The 10,207-nt window shown below is 69.3% G+C and carries 9 protein-coding genes and 2 pseudogenes; 6 read left to right on the top strand and 5 right to left on the bottom strand.

Features of this window, described 5'->3' with window-relative positions; translation table 11 throughout:
* Both BB334_RS18400 and BB334_RS04305 read right to left on the bottom strand, forming a co-directional pair.
* A pseudogene (locus BB334_RS18400) lies at positions 1-388 on the bottom strand (TrkH family potassium uptake protein); the annotation flags it as partial.
* A 97-nt stretch (positions 389-485) separates the two neighbouring features.
* The gene (locus tag BB334_RS04305) at positions 486-1,418 is read right to left on the bottom strand and encodes a LysR family transcriptional regulator (RefSeq protein WP_068806102.1); all 933 of its coding nucleotides are present in this window, start codon (positions 1,416-1,418) and stop codon (positions 486-488) included.
* Between the two features lie 41 nt (positions 1,419-1,459).
* Here BB334_RS04305 and BB334_RS18580 point away from each other — a divergent pair.
* A pseudogene (locus BB334_RS18580) lies at positions 1,460-2,788 on the top strand (D-amino acid dehydrogenase); the annotation flags it as partial.
* 73 nt (positions 2,789-2,861) lie between these two features.
* Here BB334_RS18580 and pdxH read toward each other — a convergent pair.
* The gene (gene pdxH, locus BB334_RS04310; protein WP_068804802.1) at positions 2,862-3,509 is read right to left on the bottom strand and encodes a pyridoxamine 5'-phosphate oxidase; all 648 of its coding nucleotides are present in this window, start codon (positions 3,507-3,509) and stop codon (positions 2,862-2,864) included.
* 157 nt (positions 3,510-3,666) lie between these two features.
* Between pdxH and BB334_RS04315 the strand changes: the two genes are divergently transcribed.
* The 3 genes from BB334_RS04315 to BB334_RS04325 all read left to right on the top strand — a co-directional run bounded on the left by BB334_RS04315 (position 3,667) and on the right by BB334_RS04325 (position 5,504).
* Positions 3,667-4,260 carry a nitroreductase family protein gene (locus BB334_RS04315; protein WP_068804805.1) on the top strand — a complete coding sequence of 198 codons (594 nt, stop codon included), beginning with the start codon at positions 3,667-3,669 and terminating at the stop codon, positions 4,258-4,260.
* A 135-nt stretch (positions 4,261-4,395) separates the two neighbouring features.
* Positions 4,396-4,644 (top strand): hypothetical protein, encoded by a 249-nt coding sequence (locus BB334_RS04320; RefSeq protein WP_068804808.1) that lies wholly within the window; start codon positions 4,396-4,398, stop codon positions 4,642-4,644.
* Positions 4,645-4,799: 155 nt separating this feature from the next.
* Positions 4,800-5,504 (top strand): HAD family hydrolase, encoded by a 705-nt coding sequence (locus BB334_RS04325; protein ID WP_068804811.1) that lies wholly within the window; start codon positions 4,800-4,802, stop codon positions 5,502-5,504.
* Between the two features lie 37 nt (positions 5,505-5,541).
* On the opposite strand, the gene BB334_RS04330 is transcribed toward BB334_RS04325, so the two are convergent.
* Positions 5,542-6,162 (bottom strand): indolepyruvate oxidoreductase subunit beta, encoded by a 621-nt coding sequence (locus tag BB334_RS04330; RefSeq protein WP_068804814.1) that lies wholly within the window; start codon positions 6,160-6,162, stop codon positions 5,542-5,544.
* 10 nt (positions 6,163-6,172) lie between these two features.
* Complete coding sequence (locus tag BB334_RS04335) at positions 6,173-8,047, bottom strand: thiamine pyrophosphate-dependent enzyme (RefSeq protein WP_068804817.1); 1,875 nt, start codon at positions 8,045-8,047, stop codon at positions 6,173-6,175.
* A gap of 217 nt (positions 8,048-8,264) precedes the next feature.
* Between BB334_RS04335 and BB334_RS04340 the strand changes: the two genes are divergently transcribed.
* Together BB334_RS04340 and BB334_RS04345 are read left to right on the top strand one after the other, a co-directional pair.
* Positions 8,265-9,599, top strand: a complete 1,335-nt coding sequence (locus BB334_RS04340) for a phenylacetate--CoA ligase family protein (RefSeq protein ID WP_068804820.1) — start codon at positions 8,265-8,267, stop codon at positions 9,597-9,599.
* 34 nt (positions 9,600-9,633) lie between these two features.
* Positions 9,634-10,065 carry an amino acid-binding protein gene (locus BB334_RS04345; RefSeq protein WP_068804823.1) on the top strand — a complete coding sequence of 144 codons (432 nt, stop codon included), beginning with the start codon at positions 9,634-9,636 and terminating at the stop codon, positions 10,063-10,065.
* Positions 10,066-10,207 lie beyond the last annotated feature (142 nt).

Genomic DNA, 10,207 nt, shown 5'->3' on the forward strand with positions numbered 1-10,207 from the left:
TCAGCACCAGCTTGGCGACGCTGGTGACGTCGCCGATGCCGAGCGTGTGCGTTTCGGTCTGGACGGTGAGCCGGGTGCGCAGGCGCAGCGAGCGGTTGACCATCAGTCCGAGCAGGGTAGCGGCAGTCATCATGCCGAACCCGCCGATCTGGAACAGCGCCATGAGCACCCACTGCCCGAAGGGGGACCAGTAGCTGCCCGTATCGACCGTCACGAGGCCCGTGACGCATACCGCCGACACCGAGGTGAAGAGCGCGACGACCCAGGGCGCACCCGTCGCCTCCGCGTGCGACACAGGCAGCATCAGCAGCGCCATTCCGATCAGAATCGTGATCAGGAAGGCCAGCGGAACGACGCGGGCGGGATGCTGGACCTCTCGAATCCGCAAGGAAGCCTCGAAACAGTGTCGTTATGGGTCGATTGGGCGCATGGTCGGCGCTGATCATACTCCGAGCGGACAGCCACGCAGCCCCTTCGAGCGCCCCTCACCCGAGCGCGAGCGTCTCGGGCAGGCAGCGCTCGGCCAGGGTATGCGAGAGTTGCGCAGCGGCAGCCCGCAGGCAGTCCTCGAGCCGGCGGCTCAGTACGGAAGCGGGCGCACTGCCATTGCGCAAAAGATGGACGTCGAAGCGCATCGCCGGCGCGAGCCGCAGCACCACGACGCGTTCGGGTGCCAGCGTCGCGGCGGTGAAGCCGTCGACGAAGGCATAGCCGAGCCCCTGCTCCACCAGCGTCGCGGCCAGCGCATACGTTTGCACGCGCAAGGCGCGGTGCGCCTGCCAGCCGATCTGCTCCAGCCGCACGGCCAGGCGCTCGCCCAGCGGTGTGGCCTCGGCGAGCGCGACGAAGGGACGCCCGGCCAGCCAGGCGCGCGCGCCGGGACGCGGGGTCTCGATCGCCCATGCGCGCGGCGCGACCAACACCATCTCGCCTTGCGCGAATGCTGCCGCGGAGAGCGCGACGTGGCCCGGCGGTTCGATCGCGATGCCGACATCGACCTCGAAGGCGAGCAGATGGGCCTCGATCTCGTGCGTGTGACTCGCCCACAGGTCGCACTCGACACCGGGCTGCGCCGCACGCATCGCCGCGAGCGCGGCCGGCAGCACACTGGTGGCCAGCGAGGGCGTGGCCGCCACCCTTAACAGACCCGATGCGCCGTGGCGCAGGTTGGCCGACAAGGCGTCGATGCGCGCAATCTCGTCCCAGGCGCGCTGCACCTGCGAGAATAGGGCCTGCGCCTCCGGCGTCGGCAGCAGACGACCGCGTTTGCGCTCGAAGAGCGCGAACCCCAGCCCCGCCTCCGCATGCTGCAGCACGCGCGACACGACCGGCTGCGACACGTGCAGCAGGCGCGCGGCCTCGCTGACCGAGCCAGTCATCATCACCGCCCGAAACACCTCGATCTGACGCAACCTCATCGCGACCATGTCTCCAGAACATACCCGAAGGCATCATCTGGATAACGGCCCTTGTCCGCAAGACCCAAAGTCGACGCGCAGGGCACGCGTCTGGCGGGCCGATTCACTGGAGCATCGGGTTCATGCACATCGTCGTCATCGGCGCCGGCATCGTCGGCCTCACCACTGCCTGGTATCTGCGACAGGAGGGGCATCGCGTCACGCTGGTGGAGCGCGCCCCGACGGTCGGCATGGGCGCCAGCCACGCCAACGGCGGTCAGCTCAGCTACCGCTACGTCGCTCCCCTGGCCGATCCGGACGTGCTCGAAAAATTGCCTGGCTGGATGTTGCAGCGCGACGCGCCGGTGCGCTTCCGCCCGCGCTTCGATCCCCAGCAGTGGCGCTGGCTGCTGCGCTTCCTGAAGGCGTGCAACCGCCACGACAAGGCGCGCTCGATCGCCAGCCTGCTGCCGCTGGCACTGCACAGTCGGGCGTTGACGCACGAGCTGGTCGACACGCATGGGCTGGCGTTCGACTTCGTACGCAACGGCAAGCTGGTCGTGCATCGCGACGCCCGCAGCTTCGAGGAAGCGCGTCGCCTGCTCGAGTCCGCCCCCGAACTCACCGCAGCCCAGCAGGCACTGGACGGAGAGGCATGCATCGCACTGGAGCCGGCGCTGGCACGGCTGCGCGGCCGTATCGTCGGCGGCATCCACACGCCCGCCGAGGACGCGGGCGACTGCCTCAAACTCTGCCGCGCGCTCGCGGCGCGCATGACCGGGGCGCCGAACCCGGTGAAATTTGCATTCGGACGCGAGGTGCACGGATTCGCGCGGAGCGGAAGCCGGATCACTGCGGTGATCACCGACGCGGGCGCGATCGACTGCGAGGCCTGCGTGCTCGCCACCGGTGCTGCAGCGTCCGCTCTGCTGCGCCCGCTCGGCGTCGATGTCCCGATCTACCCCGTCAAGGGCTACAGCATCAGCGTTCCGATCCGCGCCGGCGCGAACGCACCCGCGATCAGCGTGACCGATTTCCAGCGCAAAGTCGTCTATGCCCGCCTCGGCTCGCAGCTGCGCGTGGCCGGCATGGCCGACATCGTCGGCCACGACTCGCGTATTTCCCGCGACCGCATCACCGCCCTGCTGGCAGAGACCGGAAACTGCTTCGGGGACGGTTTCGATTTCGGCGCAGCGACCCCCTGGGCGGGTCTGCGCCCCGCGACCCCGACCGGTCGCCCGATCATCGATCGCGCCGGCGCCGACAACCTGTGGCTCAACCTCGGCCACGGGGCCCTCGGCTTCACGCTCGCAGCGGGCAGCGCGCAGCTGCTCGCCGATCGGATCGCCGGGCGCGAGCCGGCCTGTCCGGACGAGGATTTTCGGGTCGAGGCCCCTTCGTCTCGATCCCGGCGTTCTGCTTGCACTACGGTACTTCAGACACCTTCTTCCCAGCCCCGCTCGCTCAGGGCGCCAGTCGCTCCCTCACCCAGCGCCCGTCCTCGGCCAGCCGGTAGCGGATGCGGTCGTGCAGCCGCGAGGTCCGGCCCTGCCAGAACTCCCAGTAGTCGGGCACCAGCCGGTAGCCGCCCCAGTGCGGCGGGCGCGGCGGATGGAGACCGTACTTGAGACCGAGCTCGGCGGCGCGCGCCACGATCGAGGTGCGCCCCGGGATCACCTCGCTCTGCGGCGAGGCCCAGGCGCCGATGCGGTGGTTGAGCGGGCGACTCGCGAAGTAGGCGTCGGACTCCTGTTCCGGCAGCTTCTCCACCCTGCCCTCGATGCGCACCACGCGCTCGAGCTCGACCCAGTGGAACTGCAGCGCGGCATAAGGCGTTGCCGCCAGCTCGCGGCCCTTGCGGCTGTTGTAGTTCGAGTACCAGACGATCCCGCGCGCGTCGACGTCCTTGATCAGCACCGGCCGGCACGAGGGGCGGCCACCCTCGCCCACCGTGGCCAGCGTCATCGCGTTGGGTTCGGGGATGCCGCGGCGCAAGGCCTCGGCCATCCAGGCCTCGAACTGCCGCAGCGGTTCGCTCGCGGTCTGGTGTTCTTCGAGCGCGCCTTGCTCATAGCTCTTGCGGAGGTCGGAAAGCGGGGTCCGGTCGGTCATGGCAGCACTCCATGGGTTTGCACGAATTGAAGCACAAAGCGGCAGCGAGGGCCGCGACAATCGCGGCCTCGGGCACTATGTTGACGACTGGCGCCGGCCGCGCCCCGGATCTCGCGGGCGCTCGGCAGCCCCGATCGACGCGAACCGGAGTTCCGCCATGAGCCAGACCGAACAGCACCCCGTCCTCGCCGCCATCCACCGTCGTCGTTCCGTCCGCAGCTATCTGCCGCAGACGGTGGATCGGGCGACGCTCGAAAGAATCCTCGACGCGGCGGTGCAGGCGCCCACAGCGATGCACGGCGAGCCCTGGGCATTCGCGGTCGTGCAGGACCGCGACCTGCTTCAGCGCCTGTCCGAACGCGCCAAGGCGCTCTTTCTCGACCACGCTGCCGAGGCGGGCACGCCGGCGGCGCCCGGCAGCGAGATCCACGCGATGATGAGCGACCCCGGCTTCAACATCTTCTACGATGTTGGCACCCTCGTCGTCATCTGCCGCAGCACCGCCAGCCCCTATGCCGACGCGGACTGCTGGCTCGCCGCCGAAAACCTGATGCTGGCCGCGGTCGCCGAAGGCCTGGGCACCTGTTGCATCGGTCTCGCGCTCGGCGCCCTCGAGCTCGACGAGAGCCGGCGCGAGCTCGGCATTCCCGACGCAGGCGCCGCGGTGGCCGCGATCATCGTCGGCGTGCCGCGCGAGGTGCCGCCGAGCTCGCCACGGAAGCCGCCACAGATCCTGTGCTGGAAGGAGTGACCGGCACACCTGGGGCCGACCCTTGACGCGGGCCGGCGGCCCCGCATTCGCAAAACCGTAACGCCCTCCTCACACACTGGGTGCTGCCAGGCGCGCCGCCGGCCCGGCACCCAGCATTCGACGACAGGAGGAAGCGTGCATATCAGAAGTGGATTCGGGTTTCTCGCGCACATCGACCACTATCGGACGGCGACGCAGCGCCAGGCCGGGATGGCGGGCGCCACGCAGGCCACCTTCATCTGCCGGCGCTGCGGTCAGCGCCGCGCGGCCTATGGGCGGCGCCAGGTGGTCAAGGGCATGGCACGACACGGATTTCACTGCGCGCACTGCGTGAAGGAGCGGACGAGCGGCGCCAACGCCCCGCCCGCCCCGCTGGCCGCCTGAAGGGCGCGCGGCCGGGGCCCGCGCGACGAGCTGTAACAAAACGGGAGGATGCTCGTCACCGGTGCACCACCGGCCCGGTATCCGGGCCGGCATGCGACCGGGGCGCCCTGCCCCGTATACTGGCATCCGTTCAACCCTCGGGCTGCGCCGACATCATGGTCTGCTCCCCCAAGCGCGAAAAGCTGGTGATCTTCGACGTCGATGGCACGACGGTCGACGCCTTCCATGCAATCGAGCAGAGCTTCCTGCGCCATGGCATGGCGATCGGCGATCACGCCCGCTTCCAGAAGCGCCGCAAGCTGTTCAAGTATCTCGGCGGGCTGCGCGAGTTCCCGACCAACCTGCGGCGCCAGTTCGGCAAGCAGAGCCGCAGCCGGCTGCTCGCGACGCTGACCGATTTCTACCGCGACGAGGCACGCCTCTATCCGGGCATCGACGCCCTGCTGCGCACCGTGCTCGCCGACCCCGGCGTGCGCGTCGGCCTCGTCACTCGCAACGTGACCGTCGAGCCGATGGAGACCCTGCGCTGCCTGTTCGCGCGCCACGACATCGATACCGCTGCCTTCGATTTTTTCGCCTGCCTGCCCTTGCGCGAGGACAAGACGCTGCACTTCCGGCGCGCGCGCGAGCACTTCGGTATCAATCCCGCGCGCAGCTATGCCTGTGGCGACGAGTACGGCGACTACCGGGCCGCGATCGGCGCCGCGATGTATCCCTTCGTGGTCGCCTACGGCATGGAGGACCGCAACCGGCTGCGCGAGCGCTTCGGCGTGCCGGCGGAGTACATCCTGCCCTCGCCGCAGGACTTCGCCGAACGGCTGCTGGACACGCTCGAACTTCAGGGCGCCGGGTGCGGCTGAGTCCGATCCTCCGCTGCGCCGTCTCGGCGCCCAGGCCTCAGTCGGCGGCGACCGCCGCACGGCCGAGCTCGAAAGCCTTACGGTTGAGCTCGAGCAACGCGGGCTTGCGGGCGCCGAAGCGAGCGAGTACGGCGTCGAGCAGGACATCGGCCGGGAACGGCAGGCGGTCGGCCATCGCGCCCAGCATCACGGTGTTGCCGAGCCGGATGTTGCCGAGATCCGTGGCGAGGCTACTGGCGTCGAAGGCGTGCACCTCGATGCCGAGCGCGCGCAGGCCTCCGATCGGGTCCTCGGGATAGGAGTACAGGCCGATCTCGACGATCGGCGGCACGATCCGGCCGACGTTGACCAGCACCACCGCGCGCGGACGCAGCATGTGCGCCCAGCGCAGCGCCTCGGCCGCCTCGAAGCCTACCAGCAGGTCGGCGTCGCCCGGCATGATCTGCGGCGAGAGCACCTCGCGGCCGAAGCGCAGGTGCGAGGTGACGACCCCGCCGCGCTGGCTCATGCCCGCGACTTCGGTCTTCTTGACATCGTAGCCGAGCGACAGCGCCGCCTCGGCAAGGATCTCGGTGGCGGTCATGACGCCCTGCCCGCCGATGCCGCACACCAGGATGTTGGTGATCGCGTCCCGGCTGCCCTGCCCTGTCTCGCTCATCGCACCGCCCTCAGATCTGCTTGTGGAGGAATTTCACCGGATGCTCGGGCTTGGCATGCACGATCGCCTCCGGCGCGCAGGGCTGGACGCAGAGTCCGCAGCCGGTGCAGGCCGCGGTCTCGATGCGTACGAAGGCGAGGTCCACCGTCTTGCCCGACGGCTTGACCACGCTGTCGCGGCGGGTCACGTGGATCGCCGGACAGCCCACGTCGAGGCAGTTCGCGCAGCCGGTGCACTTGTCGGCGATCACCCGGTACGGCGGGGTCGCCTCGTAGTGGTCGATCAGCACGCAGGGCCGGTCGGTGATGATCACCGAGGGTTCGGGAATCTTCGTCTCCTCGCGCAAGGCCTTGAACAGCACTGGCAGCTGGTAGGGGTCGAGCACCCGGATGCGCTCCTTCCGCACCCCGAGCGCCTCGCACAGCTTGGCGAAGTCGACCCGAGGTGCCTCCTCGCCGTGGATGTCGCGTCCACTGCCCGGATTCTCCTGGCCGCCCGTCATCCCGACCGTGCGGTTGTCCAGCAGCAGGATGGTGACGTTGCCGCGGTTCCAGGTGATGTCGAGCAGGCCCTGCATGCCCATGTGCATGAAGGTCGAGTCGCCGATCACCGCGACCACCGAGCGCTTGGCGTCGATCTCGCCGCGTCCCTTGTCCATGCCGAGCGCGACGCCCATCGAGGCGCCCATCGAGATGCAGCTGTCGAGCGCGTTCCAGGGCTGGCCGGCGCCCAGGGTGTAGCAGCCGATGTCGCCCGAGATGGCAACGTTGCGGACCTGCGCGAGGGTGTAATAGATGCCGAGGTGCGGGCAGGCGACGCACATCGTCGGCGGCCGCGGGAACAGGAGCTGCAGCGGCGCATGCGGCAGCTCCGTCACGGGCTCGCCGAGCAGGCGGGCGACCGCCGGCTTGAGCACGTCGGGCGAGAGTTCGCCGGTGGGTGGCAGCACGTCCTTGCCCCTGCAGGCGATGCCGGCCGCGCGCAGCTCGGTCTCGAGCAGCGGCTCGGTCTCCTCCACCACCAGCAGCTGGTCGACGCGCGCCGCCAGCGCCCGCGCCTGTGCGAGCGGCAGCGGATGGGACTGGCCGAGCTTGAGCACCGGCGCATCCGGGAAGCTCTCGCGCACGTGCATGAAGGCCGGGCCGGAGGTGACGAAGCCGATCCGACGGTCGCTGCCCTCGACCATGCGGTTGAAGGGGCTCGCCTCACTCGCGGCCCGCAGGGCGAGGTCGCGCTCGTACATCGACGACACCCGCGGCTTGGCATTGCCCGGCACCATCACCCATCGCCGCGGGTCCTTGACGAAGCCGCGCGGCTCATGGCGCTCCGGCGTACCGGGGATGACCCGACCCTTCACATGGCAGACGCGGGTGGTCAGGCGAACGATCACCGGACAGGAGAATCGCTCGGAGAGATCGAAGGCGGCGCGCGCCATGTCGTAGGACTCCTGCGCGTCGGCCGGCTCGAGCAGCGGCAGATGGGCGAAGCGTCCCCAGTAGCGCGAATCCTGTTCGTTCTGCGACGAGGACATGCCGACGTCGTCGGCCACGGCGATCACCAGACCGCCCTCGCTGCCGGTCACGGTGATCGTCATCAGTGCGTCTGCGGCGACGTTGAGACCGACGTGCTTCATCGCGCAGAAGGCGCGAGCGCCCACCATCGAGGCGCCGAGCGCGACTTCGAGCGACACCTTCTCGTTGACCGACCACTCGGTATACAGCCCCGGATGGGGTTCGCGTGCGAGCGCCTCGAGGATCTCGGTGGAAGGGGTGCCCGGGTAGGCCGCCGCGACCCGGCAGCCGGCATCGCGCACGGCGAGCGCCACCGCCTCGTTACCGGAAAGGAAGAGCCGGACGGGCGCCGGTGCGGTAGACACTGCACTCATTGGGGGAGACTCCAGGGCATGGTACGTAATGTGCTAAAGCTACCCAGCCCCCGCTGCAGTGCGATTGACCGAGATCAACCGCACTGCAATATCCGGTCCGATCGGCCGGCTTCGACCCCGGGCGGCGAGCACTGTGTGCTTCGGGTTTGCGCTCGATCAACAATGGCGCGCTGCAAAATTCGCAAGATGGGGCGAGTCCACGAATCCCTCGAACTCCATGCCCAAAGAACTCTGGAACGATGCCGCCGGCGGCTTCCACCCGATCAGCGCGTCCGATTTCCTGCCCCGGGAACGCCTTCGGGAAATTCAGCTGCGTCGGCTGCAGGCGACCGTGGCCCGGGTATGGGATCACGTGCCGCTGATGCGCCAGCGCCTGTCGGCCTGCGAACTCGGGCGCGACGCCATCGGGCGCCTGGCGGACATCGCCCGCCTGCCTTTCACGGTGAAGGCGGACCTGCGCGACACCTACCCCTTCGGTCTGTTCGCCAGCCCGATGCCCGAGGTGGTGCGCCTGCACGCGTCCTCGGGCACCACCGGCAAGCCGATCGTCGTCGCCTACACCGAGGAGGACGTGCAGGTGTGGGCCGAGGCGATGACCCGCACCTTCGCCAGCTGCGGGCTGCACCGCGGCGACATCGTGCAGAACGCCTTCGGCTACGGGCTGTTCACCGGCGGCCTGGGCGCGCACTACGGCGCGGAGGGGCTGGGCGCGACGGTGATCCCGGTCTCGGGCGGCAACACCGAGCGCCAGATCATGCTGCTGCGCGATTTCGGTGCCACCGCGATCTGCTGCACGCCGAGTTTCTTCGTGCATCTGGCAGAGAAGGCCCGTGAGATGGGCATCGACCTGCGCACGCTGCCGCTGCGGGTGGGCGTGTTCGGCGCCGAACCGTGGTCGGACGGCATGCGCGAGCGCATCGAGACGGAAAACGGCATCGAGGCTTTCGACATCTACGGCCTGTCGGAGATCACCGGCCCCGGCGTGGCCGCCGAATGCAGCGAACACGACGGCCTGCACGTGTTCGAGGATCACTTCTATCCCGAGATCATCGATGCCGAAACCGGCCTCCCGCTGCCGGACGGCGAAGAGGGCGAACTCGTGCTGACCACGCTGAGCAAGCGGGCGATGCCGATGATCCGCTATCGCACCCGCGACATCACCGCGATTCTGCCCGAGCCCTGCGCCTGCGGCCGCACCCTGCGCCGCATCCGCCGCATCGCGCGCCGCGACGACGACATGTTCATCATCCGCGGCGTCAACGTGTTCCCGTCCCAGGTCGAGTCCGCCCTGCTCGAGGTCGAGGGCACCCTGCCCCACTACCAGATCGTCCTCAGCCGCCAGGCCGGGCTCGACCAGATGACGGTCGAGGTGGAGGTCACGCCCGAGGTGTTCAGCGACAAGGTGCGCGCGCTCGAGGCGCTGCGCGGACGCATCGCGCACGCGATCGAGCACACGATCGGCATCCGCGTCGGCTTGCGTCTGGTCGGCCCGCAGAGCATTCCGCGCAGCGAGGGCAAGGCGAAGCGACTGATCGACCGTCGCCATGACTGAACCGCAGCCACGCGTCCATCACACGGTGTCCGCCATGAAGATTCCCCAGCTCTCCGTCTTCCTCGAGAACCGGCCCGGCAGCCTGCTGCCCCCGCTGCAGCTGCTCGCCGAGGCGGGCCTCAACCTGGCGGGCCTCAGCCTCGCCGACACCGCACAGTTCGGCATCCTGCGCCTCGTCCTCAAGGACTGGGCCCGCGCCCGCGAGTTGCTCGAGCGGGCCGGCTGGGTGGTGAAGCGCAACGACATGGTGGCGATCGACGTCGACGACGCGCCCGGCGGGCTGGTGCGCGCGCTCGAGGTGCTGACGGCGGCGGGCAAGGACATCGAGTACATGTACGCGTTCTACCTGCGCCGGGACGGCCGGGTGGTGCTGTTGTTCCGCTTCGACGACCCCGACGGCGCGATTGCCGCGCTCGACGATGCGGGGATCGCGATGCTGCCCGCCCGTGTTCTCCTCGGCGAGTGAGAATGCGGTCCGAGGGTTGTGTCGGCCGGCGGCGGAATGTGGCAACCTGTGCACCTCAATTCAAATCCCGAGATTTCCGCCATGACGAAAACCGTGAACCCCGCGCCCACCCTCACCCTCGCCAACGGCGTCGAGATGCCCC

This window comes from Thauera phenolivorans, assembly GCF_001696715.1.
Classification (GTDB): domain Bacteria; phylum Pseudomonadota; class Gammaproteobacteria; order Burkholderiales; family Rhodocyclaceae; genus Thauera; species Thauera phenolivorans.